The 19,760-nt window shown below is 69.7% G+C and carries 8 protein-coding genes and 1 pseudogene; 3 read left to right on the forward strand and 6 right to left on the reverse strand.

Going from position 1 to position 19,760, the window contains the following annotated elements; all coding sequences use genetic code 11:
- Positions 1-122: 122 nt before the first annotated feature.
- Positions 123-2,702: an aminopeptidase N gene (pepN, locus tag ACGF07_RS12085; protein ID WP_392897586.1), complete on the forward strand. Its 2,580-nt coding sequence runs from the start codon at positions 123-125 to the stop codon at positions 2,700-2,702.
- Between the two features lie 241 nt (positions 2,703-2,943).
- Here pepN and ACGF07_RS12090 read toward each other — a convergent pair whose 3' ends face one another.
- Both ACGF07_RS12090 and malQ read right to left on the reverse strand, forming a co-directional pair.
- A complete protein-coding gene (locus ACGF07_RS12090) occupies positions 2,944-3,171 on the reverse strand; it encodes a hypothetical protein (protein ID WP_030238515.1) in 228 nt (75 codons plus the stop codon).
- Positions 3,172-3,191: 20 nt separating this feature from the next.
- Positions 3,192-5,432, reverse strand: a complete 2,241-nt coding sequence (gene malQ, locus ACGF07_RS12095) for a 4-alpha-glucanotransferase (protein ID WP_392897588.1) — start codon at positions 5,430-5,432, stop codon at positions 3,192-3,194.
- A gap of 343 nt (positions 5,433-5,775) precedes the next feature.
- Between malQ and ACGF07_RS12100 the strand changes: the two are divergent.
- Positions 5,776-5,901, forward strand: a pseudogene (locus ACGF07_RS12100) (DNA-binding protein); the annotation flags it as partial.
- Positions 5,902-6,129: 228 nt separating this feature from the next.
- Here the strand turns inward: ACGF07_RS12100 and ACGF07_RS12105 are convergent.
- From ACGF07_RS12105 to ACGF07_RS12120, 4 genes are all read right to left on the reverse strand, one after another.
- Positions 6,130-6,756 carry a hypothetical protein gene (locus tag ACGF07_RS12105; RefSeq protein WP_392897589.1) on the reverse strand — a complete coding sequence of 209 codons (627 nt, stop codon included), beginning with the start codon at positions 6,754-6,756 and terminating at the stop codon, positions 6,130-6,132.
- A 10-nt stretch (positions 6,757-6,766) separates the two neighbouring features.
- A complete protein-coding gene (locus ACGF07_RS12110; RefSeq protein ID WP_392897772.1) occupies positions 6,767-7,054 on the reverse strand; it encodes an RNase A-like domain-containing protein in 288 nt (95 codons plus the stop codon).
- A 301-nt stretch (positions 7,055-7,355) separates the two neighbouring features.
- Complete coding sequence (locus ACGF07_RS12115) at positions 7,356-7,706, reverse strand: hypothetical protein (protein WP_392897590.1); 351 nt, start codon at positions 7,704-7,706, stop codon at positions 7,356-7,358.
- Between the two features lie 25 nt (positions 7,707-7,731).
- On the reverse strand, positions 7,732-15,099 hold the full coding sequence (locus ACGF07_RS12120) for an RHS repeat-associated core domain-containing protein (protein ID WP_392897591.1): 7,368 nt from the start codon (positions 15,097-15,099) through the stop codon (positions 7,732-7,734).
- Positions 15,100-15,600: 501 nt separating this feature from the next.
- Between ACGF07_RS12120 and ACGF07_RS12125 the strand changes: the two genes are divergently transcribed.
- Complete coding sequence (locus ACGF07_RS12125) at positions 15,601-19,749, forward strand: ricin-type beta-trefoil lectin domain protein (RefSeq protein ID WP_392897593.1); 4,149 nt, start codon at positions 15,601-15,603, stop codon at positions 19,747-19,749.
- Positions 19,750-19,760 lie beyond the last annotated feature (11 nt).

The following is a 19,760-nucleotide window of genomic DNA, read 5'->3' on the forward strand; positions in this document are numbered from 1 at the left end:
GGCTGAGGGACTGTCGCGGACAGCCCTCCGCTCCGGGCCCGCCCCGCCTGTGATTTTCGGGCCGGTCCGGACGTTGGGCATGCGAGGATTCCGTCCAACAGCCTGACAAAGGAGTGCAGCGAGTGCCCGGCACCAATCTGACCCGCGAGGAGGCCCGCACCCGGGCCGACCTCCTCCGGGTGGACGCGTACGACATCGAGCTCGACCTCAGCTCGCCCCGCGAGGGTGGCACCTTCCGGTCCACCACGGTGGTCCGGTTCACCGCCACCACGCCCGGCGCGGACACCTTCATCGACCTCGTCGCCCCGAGCGTCGAGGAGATCACCCTCAACGGCGCCCCGCTCGACCCGAGCACCTTCGCCGACAGCCGCATCCCGCTGCCGAACCTGGCCGCCGAGAACGAGCTGCGCGTCGTCGCCGACTGCGCCTACACCAACACCGGCGAGGGCCTGCACCTGTTCGTCGACCCGGTCGACGGGGAGACCTACCTGTACACCCAGTTCGAGGTGCCGGACGCCCGCCGGGTCTTCGCCAACTTCGAACAGCCCGACCTGAAGGCCTCCTTCGCCTTCACCGTGACGGCCCCCCGGGGCTGGGTCGTGGTCTCCAACTCGCCGACCCCGGAGCCGGTCGGCGAAGGAGACACCCAGGTCTGGAAGTTCGAGCCCACCGGCCGGATCTCCACCTACATCACCGCGCTCATCGCCGGTCCGTACGTCGGCGTCTTCGACACCTACGAGAACGGCGAGCAGCGCGTGCCGCTCGGCGTCTACTGCCGGCCGTCGCTGCGCGAGTTCCTGGACGCCGAGGCGATCTTCGAGGTCACCAAGCAGGGATTCGACTACTTCCAGGAGAAGTTCGACTACCCGTACCCCTTCGCCAAGTACGACCAGCTCTTCGTCCCGGAGTTCAACGCCGGCGCGATGGAGAACGCGGGCGCCGTCACCTTCCGTGACCAGTACGTGTTCCGCTCCAAGGTCACCGACGCCGCGTACGAGGCGCGCGCCGCGACGATCCTGCACGAGCTGGCGCACATGTGGTTCGGCGACCTCGTCACCATGGAGTGGTGGAACGACCTCTGGCTGAACGAGTCCTTCGCGACCTTCGCCGAGGCGGTCTGCCAGGCCGAGGCGCCCGGCTCCCGGTGGCCGCAGTCCTGGACCACGTTCGCCAACCAGATGAAGACCTGGGCCTACCGGCAGGACCAACTGCCGTCCACCCACCCGATCATGGCGGACATCAACGACCTGGAGGACGTCCAGGTCAACTTCGACGGCATCACCTACGCCAAGGGCGCCTCGGTGCTCAAGCAGCTGGTGGCGTACGTCGGCCAGGACGCCTTCTTCCAGGGCGTGCAGGCGTACTTCAAGCGCCACGCCTGGGGCAACACGCGGCTGGGCGACCTGCTCGGGGCGCTGGAGGAGGCCAGCGGGCGCGACCTCAAGGCCTGGTCCAAGTCCTGGCTGGAGACCGCCGGCATCAACGTGCTGCGGCCTTCCATCGTGCTGAACACGGACGGTGAGATCGAGTCGTTCGCCGTGCTGCAGGAGGCGCCCGCGCTGCCGGCCGGCGCCAAGGGCGAGGCCGTGCTGCGGCCGCACCGGATCGCCATCGGCCTGTACGAGCTGGCGGACGGCGCCCTGGTGCGCACCGACCGGATCGAGCTGGACGTCGACGGCCCGCGCACCGAGGTCCCGGAGCTGGTCGGGCGGCACCGGCCGGCCGTCGTGCTGCTCAACGACGACGACCTCTCGTACGCCAAGATCCGGCTGGACGAGGACTCGATGGCCGTCGTCACCGAGCACCTGGGCGGCTTCGCCGAGTCGCTGCCGCGCGCGCTGTGCTGGGCCTCCGCCTGGGACATGACCCGCGACGGCGAACTGGCCGCCCGCGACTACCTGTCACTGGCGCTGTCCGGCATCGGGCGGGAGAGCGACATCGGCGTGGTGCAGTCCGTCCAGCGCCAGGTCAAGCTCGCCCTGGACGCCTACGCCGACCCGGACTGGCGCGAGGAGGGCCTCACCCGCTGGGCCGCCGCCGCCGAGGAGCACCTGCGCGCCGCGGAGCCCGGCAGCGACCACCAGCTGGCCTGGGCCCGCGCCCTCGCGTCCGTGGCCCGCACCGACGGTCAGCTCGCGCTGCTCGCCGGGCTGCTGGACGGCTCCGTGGAGATCAAGGGCCTGGCGGTGGACACCGAGCTGCGCTGGACCCTGCTGACCCGGCTCTCGGCCACCGGCCGGGCGGACGAGGCCGCCGTCGCCGCCGAGCTAGAGCGGGACAACACCGCGGCCGGCCAGGAGCACGCGGCCACCTGCCGCGCCGCCCGGCCGACCGCCGAGGCCAAGGCGGAGGCCTGGGCGGCGGTGGTGGAGTCGGACAAGCTCACCAACTACGTCCAGGAGGCCGTGATCGCCGGCTTCCAGCAGTCCGACCAGCGGGAGCTGCTGGCGCCGTACGCGGCGAAGTACTTCGCCGCCGTCAAGGGCGTCTGGGAGACCCGCAGCCACGAGATCTCGCAGCAGATCATCGTCGGGCTCTACCCGGCGCTCCAGGTGTCCGAGGCGACGCTCGCCGCCACCGACGCCTGGCTGGCCGAGGCCGAGCCGGCCCCGGCGCTGCGGCGCCAGGTGGTCGAGGCGCGGGCCGGGGTGGAGCGCGCGCTCAAGGCCCAGGCGGTGGACCGGGCGGCCGGCGGCCGCTGACCGGGCGTCCGGAAAGCCCGAGGGGGGCACCGGGAGAACGCGAAGGGGCGCCGGACGGGATTCACTCGTCCGGCGCCCCTTCGGGGTCGTGCGGGTCGTGCGGGTGGCGCGGTCGTACGGGTGGCACGCGGCTGGCGCGGTCATGCGGGTCGTGCGAACCGCTCGGGTCCTGCCGGGCCAGCGCGTCCTACCGGGCCTGCGGTCGCGCGCGGGTCCTGGTGGACGTTTCGCGCGCGGCGGGCTACTTCTTCTTGCCCTTGCCGTACGGCAGGCCGGCCAGACCGGCGATCACCGCGAAGGCCACGAGCGGGAGGAACACGTACAGGCCGAGGGTCTGGCCGACGCTCAGGCCGGAACCGGGGTCATCGCCGTCGTCCCGGGTGAAGGCCATGGCGGGCGACGACAGCAGCATCATCAGCGTGACCGTTGCGGAGACCGCGCCGGCTCGCAAAGCGTTCCTCTTGTCCACGTTTCCAACTTACCCGCCGCTTATGGCAGGGCGCGCGTCGGGGTCGGCCTTCCGGTTCCCGGGGCTCCTCCGGGCCCTCGCACGGGATCGGCCGGGGTGGGAGCAGGGGTGGGCGCCGGGGTGGGCGCCGGGGTGGGCGCCGGGGTGGCGGCGGGCAGGGCGAGGAGCTGGGCCAGCAGCCGGGCGGCTGGGACGGCGGCCAGCCGGTCGAGGGTGACCGGGGCCCCCGAGCCGTCGGCGACCGGCAGGCGCCAGTTCGGGTACTGGTCCCAGGTGCCGGGGAGGTTCTGCGGACGCGGGTCGCCGACCAGGTCCCCCAGCCACACCCCGACCAGCTCGGCCGGGGTCGCCCGCAGGAAGCGGTACAGCACCGGCATCGACAGCGGCTCGCCCCCGGGGAGCAGCCCCAGCCGGGCCAGCTCGGCCCGCCAGTCCGCCAGCTCGCTCGCCGCCGCCTCCTGCTCCTCCCCCAGCGGCCGGGCCAGCAGGCCGAGCCGGTGCCGCAGCTCGACGTGCTCGCCGGAGAGCCGGGCCGCCGTGCTCGGCAGGTCGTGGGTGGTGAGGGTGGCCAGGCAGGCCGCCCGCCAGCGGTCCGGGGGCAGGATGCCGCCGCCGGAGTGCCAGTCCCGCTCGAACCAGAGCACCGAGGTGCCGAGGATGCCGCGCGCCGCCAGCTCCTCCCGCACCCCCGGCTCGACCGTCCCCAGGTCCTCGCCGATCACCGCCGTCCCCGCCCGGTGCGCCTCCAGGGCCAGCACCCCGAGCATCGCCTCGGCGTCGTAGCGCACGTAGGCGCCCTCGGTGGGCGGGTGGCCGGCCGGGACCCACCAGAGGCGGAACAGGCCCATCACGTGGTCGATGCGCAGGGCGCCCGCGTGCCGGGTCGTCGCCCGCAGCAGCTCCGCGTACGGGGCGTAGCCCGCCCGGGCCAGCGCGTCCGGGCGCCAGGGCGGCAGGCCCCAGTCCTGGCCGTGGGCGTTGAAGGCGTCCGGCGGGGCGCCCACCGAGATCCCGCCGGCCAGCACGTCCTGGAGCGCCCAGGCGTCCGCGCCGTCGGGGTGGACGCCGACGGCCAGATCGTGGATCAGGCCGACCGGCATGCCCGCCTCGCGGGCACTGCGCTGGGCGGCGGCGAGCTGCTGGTCGACCTGCCAGGCCAGCCAGCGATGGAACTCGACCGCCTCCTGGAGCTCCTTCGCCGCCTGCTCGACGTGCGGGCCGTCCGGGTGACGCAGCCCCTTCGGCCAGTGGTGCCAGTCCGGGCCGTGCACCTCGGCCAGGGCGTTCCACAGCGCGTGCCGGCGCAGCCACTCGCCCTCGCGCCGCTGGTACGCCTCGTAGGCGGCCTGCCGACCCGGGCCGCGCGGCACCTCGTGCAGCAGCTCCAGGGCCTCGCGCTTGAGCGCCCAGACGGCGTCCCGGTCGATCAGGCCGTCGTGGCCGAGCACCTCCTCGCGCAGCCGGGCGGCGCGGCGGGTGAGGTCGTCGGCCCGCTGTCGCTGCTCCGGTGCCAGGTAGGCGTACTCGGGGACGGCCTCGATCCGCAGGTGCACCGGGTCCGCGAAGCGGCGGGAGGACGGACGGTACGGGGACGGGTCGGTGGGGACGCCCGGGGCGCCGGGCAGCGCCTGGTGCAGCGGGTTGATCTGCACGTACCCAGCGCCGAGGTCCGCGCCCGCCCACTCGGCGAGTTCGGCGAGGTCCCCCAGGTCGCCCATGCCCCAGGAGCGGTCCGACAGCACGGAGTACAGCTGGGCCAGGAAACCCCAGCTGCGGCCGGGGAGTTGGGGCAGCCGCTCGGGCGCGACGATCAGCGGCGCCGTGGCCGTCCGGCCGTCGGTGCGCGCCGTGAGCACGTGCCGCCCGAGCGGCAGGTCCGCAGGCAGCCAGTGCGAGTGGCCGCGCGGCAGCTCCCAACTGCCGCCGCCCTCCAGCTCCACCCGCAGCAGGACGTCGGCCGGCACGTCCAGCGCCGTCCGCCGCCCCTGCCGCACCACCACGCACGGCGGCAGCAACCCCGCCCGCTGCTCGGCCCGGTGACGCTCCAGCGCCTCCCGCACCTCCTCCGGCGTCCCCGCCGCCACCCCCAGCGCCCCCAGCACCGCGACCAGCGTCCGCGCCCCCACCGCCTGCCCGCCCGCCCCGGGATGACGGGTGTCCACCCCGTGCGCCTGCGCCAGCGCCACCAGCTCCGCCGGCGGCGGCGGCGCGTCCTGCGCTGGTACCTGCTCGGCTCCGTCACTGTCGTGGTACGCGGCCACTCGCGGCTCCTGCGATGTCTCGGCAACACCCGGGTAGGACAGCCACAGTCCTACCCGGGTGACGGGCCGATGACGCTGCGCGACACGTTGCCTGAGCCCCCGTGACACCCGGGCCTCACGCCTGGGAGTGTCGAAGCGGTGGAGCTCCACTCCGACACCGTGGCCGCGGGCGAACGCCGCAAGCTCCACCGCGGCGCCAGCGCGGCGCTTCGCAAGGAAGTGATCGGCCCTGGGCCTGCCACGGCTCGGGGGCGACGCCGGCGCGGAACTCCTCGTCGCCGCCATCCGGCACCGCCGAGAATTGGAACGCAGTTCACCGCGTAAGGCGGCTGCTGATCACCACATCGCGCGCCCAGTGCAGCTCCGGAACGAAGACCTGCTGACGGCGCCCAAGGTGATGGGCCGCCTCCAACTCGGCCGCTCCGCCGTCTACGACCTGCTCCGCTCTCGGCAACTCGCTACGCCCACGTCCGACTCCGCCTCCAGCGCCAAGCCATCGACACCCTCGGCAGGGCGCTTCGAGGCCCCGAGGAGCCTGATGACCCGCCAAGTGCAAAACCCGTCCGCTGGCGTTGCCGTCAGGAACCCAAGAAGCCGCCATCGAAACTACTTCGGTGGCGGCTTCTTGATTTACAGGAACAACTTTCAGGCTGGGCGGCAGAGAACTAGTCTAGGGCATGGTGCTCGGATTGATCAATCACGAAACGAGAAATTCAGCCCGAGATACTACAAATTCGCCATAGGAGAATTCTTGCCCTAGTTCGACGAACTCTTCATACCGATCCTGGTCGATATTGCAGGAGTACTCTATCAGCACTCTCAGGAGGATCCTAAAGGCGAGTTCAGGGGAAACATCGACGGCGCAGAATCTCAGCGACGTTACGACTTCCGGAATCCCCTTCCAGGAATTCCTCTCGATCGCCTCGGCTAGCCCGGGGCCAATTTGGTCAATTATCTCAACGACCCTCTCCCGGAGCTCGCCATACGGACTCTCGCCGATCGGGGATGACGCTGGCCATCCGAGCCAATTAAGGCGAGATTCGCAAATCGTAGCGATTTCTCGTAACCACGCCAAGGCCATGCCGGCATCGAGTCGGTGATTGGATCCGGTTGCACACTCCCAGAGCGTCGCCACTGCACTGCCAGCACTGCTACCCGCCAGCTTGCATGCATCTTCGGCCAATGCCTCAGCATAAGGTGCTGGCATCTCTTCGACATAGCTCACCACTACATCCCGAGCGCTCCCTAGGGCCCTCCAATCCTGATGGAACAGGGAGGCGAGGTGGGTGACTCCAAAGTCATCCTCGGGGAATCTGGCGCTCATCAGCGACCTCCTACCTGGGATATGCCGTCGACACATAATATCCACCCGGATGTCCGGCGGCACGCTGAAGGACAATCGTATAACCATTCCCGGTTGGCACGATCGATCCGCTGGCGTCCGCCCTTACTCCAATTGGATTATTGGCGCCGAAGCTTCCCTTGATTTCAAGCGGACCAACTCCTCCGCCTCGCAGCCAGTTGCCAATGCGCTTCCGGCTCGAAGCGATACCGTAGTCCACGACCTGTTGGGCCGTCTGGAGATCGACGAACCGGGATTTAACTCCCGAAGATTGAGCCATCTGAACCAACTGCTGGTCAGCGATATTCACATGCTCGTCGAGGACATGCGCGGCAGGGAATCGGCCATCATCCGCTACCAGGTCATTGCAATTGTGTACCAGCACTGGCGTATTTCCAGCCAGTACATAGTACGTGTAGATCTGTTCGACGGTCGGGTTATAGGCGGTGGTCGACGGCCTTGAGCTTGGCCACGTCGGTCCAGATGCCGACGCAGCCAAGGGATGCCTAAAACAGTCGTGGTGGCCCGCTATCCAAGTCAGCAGGCCACCACAAATGGCTGTGGCTAGAAGGTTTTATTTATCATGCACTATCCAGCCAGGGGCGATCAGGGAGGCCCTCCAAGAGAGATTCAACCTTCGCAGCTACAACTCGCATCATGGCTACGAGCTCGTCCATTGAAATTTCTTCTCGTTTGCAGGAGCTGAGCCCTTTATCCAGTACCTCATGTTGCTCGAAGAACCTGTCCAGGAGCTCCAGATCGCCCTCTGACGATCCCGCACTGGAAATCCTCCCAACAGCTGAATACCACCACGATATGCGGGCATCCGCCAGGATGATCCTCCCAGCCAATTCCCTGACCTGATATCCCCACGCTTTCGGCCACGAAAGCAGTTCAATCATCATGTCAGTAAACGAAGGGAGATCATTCATGAAACCAACTCCTCTTCCTTGTTCCTTAGCCGAAGTTAGCCCGCAGCCATGCAACGATACCTCGCCCTTCTGGCAGAGGCTCGCCACCACCAGCCTGAATAGCCCTACTGCAGTAGGTCAGACAGTTATTTGTCAGCGCATCATACGGGCCCTGTCCCGCACTTCCTCGGTACGCCTTCTTGGCGTAGGCGATTGCCGCCTCGGGATTCGGAAGACCAATGTCCACGGATCCTCGATGAGCACCAATGAACGAGGAAGTATGCGGCATCGGCTTCAGGATTCCACCCGGGTCCATTGCGTGAGTGTTATAGGATTCTCCGCTTGCGGTCCTGATTTCAAGGGTGTAATGCGGGCCGTCCTCAAGCTCATACTTGTGAATAGTGGCAGTCCCAGGACAGTTGTGCACGAGGACCGGCGTGGCACCAGCCATCACATAGTACGTGTGGAGCAGGTTGACGGTGAGGTTGTGGGTGGTGACGGCGTAGGGGTAGGTGCGGACGGACTGGATGGTGAGGGTGGTGCCGTCGGGCTGGCGGAGGTGTTCGCCGGGGGTGAGATCGCCGGCGTCGACCCACTGCTGGCGGGTCTCGCTCCAGTAGGGGTGGTGCTGGGTAGAGGTGATCTTCGCCTGGTCGGCCGCAGGCGGGCCGCGGGGGCTGGCGTCGTCGGTCAGGGTGAGGTCGGTGAACTCCTTGTCGTCGGGGGTGGTGATGGTGGCGGTCACCGGCTCGGGTCGGGTCTCGCCGGTCTGGGGGTCGGTCGCCATGACGACGTCGCCCTCGTGGATGTCCTCGATGGGCTTGAGAGTGCCGTCCGCCATCAGGACCTGGGTGCCGGTGGGGAAGCTGTTGCGCAGCGCGCAGCTGGAGGCTGCGGAATCGTCGGCTTCCTGGGCTACTGCCTTGCTCTCTGTTCCGGCTGCGTCGCCTGCTGTTTCCTTCGCGACCTTCTCTTCCGCGGCCTTCGCTGCTGCTGCCTCGGCCGCTCGGGCCTCGGATGCGGCTGTCTTGGCGGTGACGTAGGCGGCTTCGGCTTCCTTGGCGGCGCGTTCGCCGGCTCGGATGGCGTCGTAGGCCTTGTTGATCTCCTTGTAGATCTTGAGAGCCTGGATGCCGACCTTGATGGCCTTGAAGATCTTGCCCCAGGGCAGCGCGTTGAGGGCGGTGTTGATGCAGCCCATCACGTCGCCCTTGGTGAAGCAGTCCCGGGCGTCGTTGAAGCCGATCAGGTCACCGACGACGTCGACCACCTTGTGCACGAGCTCTTCGCGCTTGTGCTTCGCCTCGTTGACGACCTTGTCGGCGGCGTCCTTCCGCCGCTCCGCGGCCTGCTCCTCGGGCGTGGGCTTGGGTAGGTTGGCCAGGGTGGGCGGTGACCAGCTCGCCGGGGTGACGAAGGACTCGCCGTGGCCGTTGTCCTTCGAGTCCGCGAGGCCCTGGCATTCGGCCGGGGTGTCGCAGGTGGGCCGCAGGCCGTTGGCGTCCGACTTGTTGATCGGGCTGTTGTTGGCGTAGGCGTAGGCGTTCCACTGCTGGGGGTCGCCGGGGTCGGTGATGGGGTCGGGGCTGATGAAGCGGCCGGTCCTGGGGTCGTACTCGCGGGCTCCGAGGAGGGTGAAGCCGGTGGCCTTCTCCTTGGTGCCTCCGACGAAGCCCTTGTCGCCGGCCCACACGCCCTGCGCGGGCTGGGTGCCGCGGTCGTTGCCGAAGGGGTCGGTGGGGCGACGGGTGTGGTTGAGGGTTGCCGAGTCGAGCTGGACGCCGTTGGTGCCGTGCGGGTCCGCGCTCTGGTAGACGAGCGTGGAGTTGCCGTTGCTCATCGTGCGGGTGAGGGAGAGGCCGTTGGGGGCCCCGTAGCTGCGGACGTCGGTGACCACCCCTGTGCCGCTGTCCAGGGTGATCTGGTCCGCGCCCAGGTTGAGCATGGTCTTGCCCGGGTCACGGCGGATCAGCTGGTTGCCCGAGACGTCGTACAGGTAGCTGGTGGCACCGCTCTGGCCGGTACCGGTGATCTGGTCGAGCTTGCCCTGGGCGTTCCAGGTCAGCGTCTTGGTACCGGGAGTGTCGGTGATGGAGGTGGTGTTCCCCGCGGCGTCGTAGGTGTACGAGGTCACCGCGGTGCCGGCCGGGCCGGTCTGGGTGGACTTCATCAGTGCGTGCGGACCACCCGTGCCACCGCCCGTCTTCGGGTCGGAGGACGGGGTGTTGGAGCCGGTACCGAAGTTCTGGGTGGTGGTGACGTCCTTGGTCGTGTCCCCGTTGACGTCCTTCTGGACCAGCTTGGTGCGATTGCCGATGAGGTCGTACTCGTACTGCTGCCAGTACGGGGCCGGACCGCCGATGCTCGGCTTGCCGCTGGTCACCGACGGTCCGTCGGCGTTGGTGCAAGCACCGACACCGGGGACACTCGGCTGCGGCCTGGTGGTCTGGGTGCCGGAGTCGGTCCAGGCCTGGGTGAGCCGCCCGAGGTAGTCGTGGGTGAAGCACTGCAGGTCGGCAACCTGGCCGTCCTGCGCGTTGCGGGCCGACGTGACCTGGCCGAGCGGGTTGTAGGTGTAGTCGACCGAGTCGACGTGCGAGGTCTCGGCGGTCTGCTTGTCCAGGATCGAACGCGTCACCCGGCCGGTGGCGTCATCGATCATCATCGTGGCGACCACCTGGACGCCCGCGCCGCCCACCGTGGTGCGGTACGGCCGGCCGTACGGGTCGTAACGGACGTCGGCGACGTAGGTCTTGGGCGTCGCCAGGCCGAAGGCGCCTGACAGGCCACCGAACTGGCCGACGTCGTCCGGCGCGAACCTCAGTGTCTCCCGGGGCATCCCGGCCACCGCCGGAAGCACCGTGGACATCAGGCGGCCGCCCTCGTCATAGGTGTTGTCGGTCTGGTAGACGCCGGCGAGGGCGCCTTCCACGGCGGGAATGGTGGTCTTGGCGCCGGTCTCGCGGTAACCGATGTCGTAGCCGGTGACCTCCGACTTGTACGCGGCTCCGCTCGCCCCGCCGACGTACCGGGTGGAGGAGGTGGGCTTGCCCAGGGCGAGGCTGTCGTACGTCCAGGACGCCACCTGCTTGGCCGGGTCGATCGCCGTGCCCTCGTAGGCCGCGACATTGCGACCGAGCAGGTCGGTGACGCTGGTCGCGCTCCTGCCGCGCGAGTCCGTGGTGGTGACGAGGTTCCTGGTGTCGTCGTACGACGTCGTTCCGACGCCCGAATCCGGGTCGGTGGTCTTCACCGGGCGGCCGAGCAGGTCGTACTCGTAGGACCAGGTGTTGCCGGCCGCGTCCTTGCGCCACGATTCCCTGCCGTCCGGCGCGTAGCCGTAGGTGGTCTCGTCGTACGCACCGGTGGGGGTGTTGGACTTGTACTGGCGCAGCGCCACGGTGTTCCCGCGGGCGTCCTTGATGGTCGCCGAGGCGAAGCCTCCGGCCGGCGGAGTGGTGCGGACCTCGTCGGCACCGACGTAGTCGGTGTGGGTGCGCCACTGCTCCACACCGAACGACTGGAAGATCGAGTCGGTGGTCCGTCCCATGCCGTCGAACTTCTGGACGGTCTGGGACGGGATCTTGCTGTCCGGGTTCACGCCTCCGTTGGGGAGGAAGAGCTGACCGCTGGGCTGTGCCTGGTCGTTGTAGTAGGCGGCGCTGGTCTTGGTCTGTCGGCCCTGGGAGTCGAACAGCGCATCGGTGATCATGCGGCCGGTGGCGCCCGAGGGCGGAGTGGCCTGGGTCTGGCGTACCCGGGCGAGGCCGTCGTAGATCGTGTAGGTGGACGTGTAAAGCTTCAGGCTGCCCATCAGGGCCTGGCTGAGCACCTGCGAGGGCGCGTTGGTGCCGTTCACCGAGTAGGAGAACTTGCGGTTCGGGCGGTTCGGGTTCTTGGTCCGGTCGTTGCCCGGGCTCCAGGCCGCGACCGCGCGACCGAGGGCGTCGAAGTCCTGCTCGCTGATCCGGCCGTTCTCGTCCTTGATCTTGAGCGGCGAGCCGCGGCCGACGTCGAGGGTGCTGACGGTCTGCCAGCCCAGGGGGTTGGTGTGGGTGACCTGGGTCGGCAGCTGGCCGGTGGCCGGGGAGTACGCCGTCTTGGTCTCGGCGCCTGTCGGGTGGGTGGCGTCGGTGCGGGTCGGGTCGACGGTGCTGATGACTCGGCCGTACGCGTCGAAGCTCGCGCGGGCGGTGGCGCGGTAGACCGGCTGTCCGTTGGCGTCGTAGCGCTCCAGGACCTCGGTGGAGGTCTGCTCGGCCTTGGCTCCGGCCTGGCCGAGGGGCAGGCCGTCGAAGTACGCCCGGGTGTCCGCGACGGTGTTGTCCTTCGTCGCGGTCTGCCCGCAGGCGCCCTTGAGGACCAGGGTGCGCGAGGCCAGCTGCGTCGGGACACCGCCGGGGCCGGTGGCGTACTCGAAGGAGGTGCAGAGCAGCTGCTCGGGGTGGGCCAGGTCGCCGTTGTCGTAGACGGTCAGCGGACGGGCGAACGGGGTCGAGTCGTAGGAGGTCGAGCGCTCGCGGGTGCGCCAGCCGTTGGCCAGCTTGTCCCGGTTGGTCACCTTGAGGACGTTGACGGCGCGGGCGGTGATCGCCGGCATGCCGCCGGACTGGTTGCGGGTGGCCGTGACCGGACCCACCCACGGGTCGGAGACGGCGGTGGAGACCAGCTCACCGTTCTCTCCGTTGTACTCGGAGGAGTCGCGGATGAACCCGGCCAGGACGTTCTCGTCCTTGATGGTGCCGCCGTGGGCGTCCGCCACGGACACCTGGCGGGTGCTTCCGTTGGCGAGGACGTCGCCGTCCATGCCGCGGAGGAAGGTGGCGACGGACTTGGTGCGCGGCGCCTCGACGCCACTGCCGTTGCCGGTGAGGGTGGTGACCGTCGCGTAGCCGCGGAACTGGTCCCAGGTGCGGGCCTTGGGGTCGGCCATCTCGGAGTCGTTGCGGTGCCAGGCCGCGCCGCCGCCGTAGACGTAGTCGGTGACGACTGCGGGGCTGCCGCCGGCGACCGAGTCCTCCTGGGTCACCGACTGCACGATGATCTTGTTGAACCAGTCGTTGACCGGGTCCGGCGCACTCTGCCCGGGCAGGTACCACTTGACCGGCATGCAGGCCATCGTGTTGCCGTCCTCGGACGCCGGCATCGTCCCGCCGGCTTCGCGCGAGCACTCGGCAGGCCGGTACACGACGTTGATCACACCACCGGTCTCGGTGGTGATCTTCTGGATGCGGGGGCGGTTGTACGGCTCGATCGACGCCGTCGAACCGTCCGGGCGCACGATCGGGCCCTTGACGCGGTTGGCGATCTGCAGCGGCTGGAAGTAGACCGCCGGCAGTGTGATCGGAGTGCGGTTGTTGGTGCCGGTGTGCTGGACCGAGTCCAGCCACAGCGACGGGGAGGTGCCGTCGCCAGGGTCCTGGAAGGACTGGTTGAGGGCGAAGGAGTCGACCGGGCGGTACGAGGAGCCCGTCCAGACCTCGGTGTCGATCTTCGTGAGGCGCTTGGTGGTCCAGAAGGTGGGCGAGTAGACGGTGCAGTCGCCGGTGGCGTCGCAGTTCTGGTCGACCGGGGTGTCCGGCCAGCGCTTGGCGTTGGCCTTGTTCCGCTGCGACGGGTCACAGGTGAAGGTGCTGTCCGGCAGGCAGCGCTCGGCGGTTCGGAACCACACCTGCGCGGCCGGATTGGCCTTGCCCTTGGCGGCGATCTGGTCGGGCAGGCGCTGGCCGTAGCCGACCCAGGTCGGGTAGCTGGCGCGCTGGTACTGGGCCCGCGGGCCGGTGCCGTTGTTCTGGCCGCCGCCCTGGACGTAGTAGTTCTGCTCCTGGTCGTACCGGTAGGTGATCAGGTTCTGGTGGGGGTCGACGACGTAGTCCAGCGACCACTGCCAGCCCATCTGGTTCCAGGTGTTGGTGGCCGGGGAACCGCTCTTCAGGCACGGGTCCTGACCGCCGGGCCAGTAGACCGGGAGAGTGGAGACCGAGTTGCTGGCCTGGTCGGTGCCGTCGCCACCGGGCAGGTGGTTGGCGCCGAAGTAGTACTGGGTGCCGTCGACGGTGGTGATCCGCCAGGCCTCCCCGTTCCACGCACCGTTGTTCTGGCCGGTCAGCCGCTCGACCTTGGTGCCGTCCTCGCCCTGCAGGTGCCAGTCGCAGGACTTGTCGTCCTTGACCAGCTGGCCCGCGTGACCGGCGAGCGACAGTTGGAGGAGGTCACCGCCCCAGCACTGGTCGCCCGACTTGTCGATCCCCGCGTCCTTGCAGCTCTTGTAGCCGCGGACGATGGAGCCCGGGTGCCACTCCCAGCCCTCACCGATCCAGGACGGCTGGGCGTTGGTGGAGGCGGTCTTGCCGTCCACCGCGGAGGAGTCGTAGCCGAGGGAGACGGCGGGAGCCGGACCGGCCAGCGCGGAGGGCAGCTCGACGGTGTAGCCGTAGGTGAAGTTGCCCGCGTTGGCGCCGGCCTGCCAGGAGGCGGACGGGGTGATCGGCGAGGCGGTGAAGTCACCGCTGCTGCCCTTGGAATCCGCTTCGACGGCGAGCGCCACGGTCGGGGAAGCCGTCGCCGGGCTCTCGAACGCCCCGGCCGAGAAGGACGTGGCGCCGGAGGACTTGGCGGCGGAGGACTTGGCGGCGGAGGCCTCGGGGATCTCGACCTCGGCCACCAGCCGCCCGGTGGCGGCGTCGCGCTCGGACTGCACCGGGGTGCGTGTGGTGCAGCCGGCGGCGCCGGGAGTGGTCAGCGCGCAGCCGGGCAGCTGCACGATCCGGGCCCGGGAGCCCCAGTCGGCACCCGCGTTCTTGGCCCAGGCCTGGATGTCGATCCCGACCTGGACCCGACCCGCCCGGCCGCCCTCACCGGTGTCGGTGAGGGCGAGCAGCGCGCCGTTCACGCCCGCGGCCCTGGTCCGCCCCTGGTCGGCCAGGTCGACCTGGACGGTGGCGGCGGAACTCGGGCCGTCGCCGGCCGGGGCTGCGGCCGCGGCCTTGGGGGCCGACCTGGCACCGGCCGGCGGCGCGACCCAGACCGGCAGCGAACCGGCCTGGACCGGCTTCGCGGGCACGGCGGCCGGGGGTGCGTCGGCGGCGCCCGCTGCCAGGGCCGCCTTCGCGCCGACGGCGGCGCCGCCGACCACCGCGGTCGCTCTGCCTGACGGTGGACCGGAGTCGGCTGGTGGTGACCACTTCTTGCCCTGATCGGGCGTTCGGCCGGGAGTCTTGCTGCTCGTGCCCTTCACCGGATGCGACTCCGGCACCGGTGTGTTCGGCGGCACCCACACCTCGGGCGGGGTGGCGGCCTTGGCGACCGCTTGAACCGAGGGAAGCGTCACCACCGACATGCACACGGCCAGGGCGGCCGCCGTCGCCAGGCGCGAGCTGCGCGCGCGGTTGAACAGCCGGAAGCGACGAGACACCTGAATCCCCCACGGATTGCCGAGCCTTGACGGGCCGACCACGCCAGCCCAGGCCCACGGCACCCTAGGTGCACACGACCTATCGAAGGTAGGGAAAAATTAAAATCGCATTGAGTGATGAACGTCACTCCGTGAGCAATGTGTCACCACTCCCGACAACTCGGACAGGTTGTCGACAAAACGCTTTGACAGCGAATCGAATGTGCAGGCAGCGTGCGCCTGATCTCTGCTCACATCACCATTGACGACGGGTTCTTCATGCCGAGGCCACAACGTCCATCTCCTCCGACTCCCGAGCGGAACACCAGAAGCCGGACATTCGGTGCCGCGCTGCTTCCGCTCGCCTGTACGGCCGTCCTCTCGCTCGGCGCGGGCCTGCTGGGCGTTCCGACCACCGCCGCCGCGGCCCCGGCCGACCGCAACCACGGCCCCGCCGACCCCTCCTGGCCCGCTACGCCGGCGGCTCCGGCCAAGGACCAGTCCGATCCCCGGTCGGCGCAGGTGTCGGCAATCCGAGCGGCCCAGGCCAAGGCGAAGAGCACCGGGAAGCCCGTCGTCGTCGACGCGCTGACCACGGGCAGCAGCCAGACCACGGCGAACCCGGACGGCACGGTGACCAGCGACTCCACCCCGGTGGCGGAGCGGGTCAAGAACGCCGACGGCAGTTGGCGCCCGGTGGACGCGACGCTGCGTGCCAACCCGGACGGCACGCTCGCTCCCACGGCCGTGCCGTCCGCGCTCACCTTCTCCGGCGGCGGCAGCGGACCGCTGGCCACCATGGTGACGGCGGACGGCAAGAAGCTGTCGGTCAAGGCGCCGTTCACGTTGCCGAAGCCCGAAGTCAACGGCGGCAGCGCGCTCTACCGGTCAGTCCTGCCCGACGTCGACCTGGAGCTGAGCGCCACCCCCGCCGGTGGATGGCGTCAGGTCCTGATCGTTCGCACCGCCCGGGCCGCGGCCGACCCCAAGGTCAGGAAGCTCCACCTCGACACCGTCGCCGACGGGCTGACCGTCAAGGCGGACGCCAGCGGCAGCCTGACGGCCGAGGACGCCTCCGGCAAGGCCCGTTTCACCGCGCCGGTGCCGGTCATGTGGGACTCCACCACGACCGCAGCCGCCCCTGCGGCGGCAGCCCAGCCGAGGGCACTGAGCAAGGTCGCGGCGGCGCCCGCGGCGGACGGCACTCCGAGCGCGCCAGAGTCCAGCAGCAAGGCGCCCGGCCCCAACGCGAAGACGGCGCCGATCGCCACGACCGTCACCGGCGGCGGCATCGACCTGGTGCCGGACGCGTCGGTCCTCGGGCAGGGTACCGGTCCCTGGTACATCGACCCGGGCTGGAACCCCAGCGTCGACAACGGCACCCAGGCCTGGGCCCAGGTGGAGTCGGCCTACCCCGAGAACCCCGAGTACAACGGCACCCAGTACGGCCAGGACAAGCCGGGAGCCGGCTACTGCGGCTACATCGACACGAACAACCGCTGCGAGAAGGAGGGCAAGGAGCGGGCGTACTTCCAGGTCGGCCTGAACTCCGTCTTCTGGGACTCGGCCGTGCAGAGCGCGACGCTGTACGCCACCATCGCCGCCTCCTCGAGCCCCTCGACCCCGACACCGATGGGCCTCTACTCCACCGGCTCCGGCAACAGCAACCCGATCAACCAGTGGACCCGCTGGAACGCCCAGCCCTGCCCCGAGCTGTGGAACTGCGGAAAGGTCGGGACGCGGACGATCCAGGGGACGGGCGGCACCGACTACGACGTCCTCGGTCAGATGGCCCAGGCGGCGCGCGAGCACTGGGCCGGCTGGACGTTCATGTTCGCCCCCGACAACGAGACCAACAAGCTCTACCACCAGCGGTTCGCCAACAACCCGCACATCGTCGTCACGTACGACTTCGCGCCGCACGTCGGCAGTCCGGGCACCAGCCCCACGCCGGGCTTCGCCCGCGACGCGGCCTACAACCAGTGCCAGACCCCCGGCACCACGAACCCCTGGGACAACCCGGGGTGGGTCGGGATCAACACCGACATCAACGTCGCCGCGGACACCTGGTCGCCGACCGGTGAGCAGCTCTGGACCATCTTCAAGATCTGGGACGACGACGACAACGGTTCCTCGAAGATCTACGAGACCGGCTGGGCCGCGAGTTCCGGCCGCCGGAGCCTGAGCGTCGGCTCCCTGATCGACGGTCACCAGTACGGCTGGTTCGCCCACACCGGCGACGGCACGCTCGACAGCGACAACACCGCGATGTGCTTCCTGCGGATCGACCGCACCCCGCCGACCGCCCGCATCACCTCGACGGACTTCCCCGAGTCCGGCACCCTGGGCGGTCACCCCAAGCTCGTCGGCCAGGAGGGCGTCTTCACCCTGACCGGCACCGACCCGGCGCCGGCCACCGGCGGCCGCTCCTCCGGTCTGGCCTGCGCCCGTTGGACCAACGACCCGATCCAGGCCGCGGCCACCGGGTGGAGCTGCAACGACGGCGGCAACGTCGTCAAGATGAACGGCGACGGCAGCTTCCAGCTGAAGTACACCCCCTGGCACTGGGGGACCAACTTCCTGTACCTGCAGACGCAGGACAACGCCGGCAACATGTCGCAGCCGGTCGCCTACACCTACTTCGTGCCCAGCAACCCGGCCGCCGGCGACCCGGTGATGGGCGACATCGACGGTGACCGCAAGGGCGACGTCCTGCTGCCGGACGGCACCGGCTCGCTGCGCCTCGTCGGCGCCAACGCCGACCCGTACGCGGCCCCGAACACCAGGCCGGCCTCGGCGCCCGGGGCGGCCGACAACCAGGACTGGAGCACGGCCCAGATCACCCACCGGGGCTCCTTCAGCGATCGGAACGTGGATGACCTGGTCGCCCACGCCCCCGGCAACCCGTTCCTCTCCCTGTATCCGAACGACGACATCGCGGGGCACCTCGACGGTCAGGCCGCGACGACGCTGACCAAGAGCCGGACGTGCGTCCTGCCCGACAGCACGCCGATCGACTGCGCGGCCTACGGCAACGGCGCCGACTGGTCCGCCGTCACCCAGATCGCCGCGTTCGGATCGCCCTTCGGCGACACGCCGGACAGGCCGGGCACCTCGACCGTCGGTCTGCCACGCTCCTCCCTGCTCTTCGTCGAGCACAGCCGGCTGTGGCTCGGGCTGTCGTACAACGTCAAGCAGCTCGACGGGCCCGCCATCCTGCTCTCGCAGAGCCAGGCCTGGGACTCCTACGACCTGATCACCCCCGGCCCGACCAAGGGCACCAACCTGCCAACCGTCTGGGGCCGCTCCAAGTGGGACGGCACCATCCACGCCTACCAGTTGGCCAAGGGCAGCACCCAGGGCACCTTCGACGCCTCGGCGTTCGCCGACCCCACCAAGGGCTGGCTGGCCAACGGCGCCGACGCGAAGCTCTACCCGAAGGTCGGCTCCAACGGCGATGTCACCGGCGACGGCGTTCCGGACCTCTGGGCCGTCGACACCAACAACCAGCTGGTCGCCTGGGCCGGTATCGGCACCAAGGCGCCCGACGTCAACAGCGGCCCGACGGTGACCGGTCTGGAGACGCAGCCGGTCGCGCTCGGCAACCTCAACCACCCGATCGGCAACTGGCTGGCCGCTCCGAACGGCAGCAACACCGTCGCCGACGGCCAGAAGAGGGCCGACGGAACGGCCTCGGGCGTCAGCTGGGTCGGGGACACCGTGGACGGACGCGCCACCACCGTGGGCGCCTTCAGCCCCGGGGCCGGCTCGACCGTCACGATGTCGCGTCCGGTGGTCGACACCCGTAAGAGCTTCACCGTGTCCACCTGGGCCAAGACGGGCCCGAAGGGCGGCATCGTCGCCAGCCAGGACACCGTGCACGGCAGCAACTTCATCCTGTACGCCGACGCGACGTACGGCTTCTGGGCCTTCGCGCTGTCGGTCAGCGACGACGACACCTGGTCGTACGACTTCACCGACACCAGGAACGCCGGTGCCACCTTCCGGACCGGCGTCTGGACGCGGCTGACCGCCTCCTACAACGCCGACACCGGCGCGATGTCGCTGTACGTGGACGGTGTCCTCGCCGCGACCGGGCACCACCGGGCGAGCACCAGCCCGCCGTCCTCGGGGCCGTTCGTCCTGGGCCGGTACAAGTACCAGTCCAAGCCGACCGACAGCTTCGACGGGAGCATCAGCAGCACCGCCGTCTACCCCTTCGCGGTGGCGCCGTCCGCGCCGAGCACCGCCAGTGTCATCCGCTCGCACGTCGACGGCAACAAGTGCGTGGACCTGAACGGCGCCACGGCCGCGAACGGCACCGCGGTCCAGCTCTGGGACTGCAACGGGAGCTCCGCCCAGCAGTTCTCCCTGGGCAACGACGGCACCGTCCGGGTCATGAACGGGTGCCTGGCACCGGTGAGCGCCGGTACCGGCAACGGGACGCAGATGGAGTACCGCACCTGTGACGGCACCGCCGCGCAGAAGTGGATCCCCCTCGCGAACGACGCGCTGTACCACCCGGCCTCGGGCCGCTGCCTCGACCTGCCGGGCTGGCAGGCGACCAACGGCAACCGGCTGCAGCTGTGGGACTGTCACTACGGCGCCTCCCAGCAGTGGTCCGTCCCCAACCTGCGGACGGCCGTGCTGCCCGCTCCCCCGCGTTCGTGACACCGCCGTCG

It is taken from the genome of Kitasatospora sp. NPDC048194 (assembly GCF_043202455.1).
In the GTDB taxonomy this organism is placed as follows: domain Bacteria; phylum Actinomycetota; class Actinomycetes; order Streptomycetales; family Streptomycetaceae; genus Kitasatospora.

What these genes read in the sequence shown, in the direction of transcription:
- ACGF07_RS12105 (WP_392897589.1), bottom strand. Translation starts at nt 6,756, where the DNA reads ATGAGCGCCAGATTCCCCGAGGATGACTTTGGAGTCACCCACCTCGCC.
- ACGF07_RS12115 (WP_392897590.1), bottom strand. Translation starts at nt 7,706, where the DNA reads ATGAATGATCTCCCTTCGTTTACTGACATGATGATTGAACTGCTTTCG.
- ACGF07_RS12110 (WP_392897772.1), bottom strand. Translation starts at nt 7,054, where the DNA reads ATGGCTCAATCTTCGGGAGTTAAATCCCGGTTCGTCGATCTCCAGACG.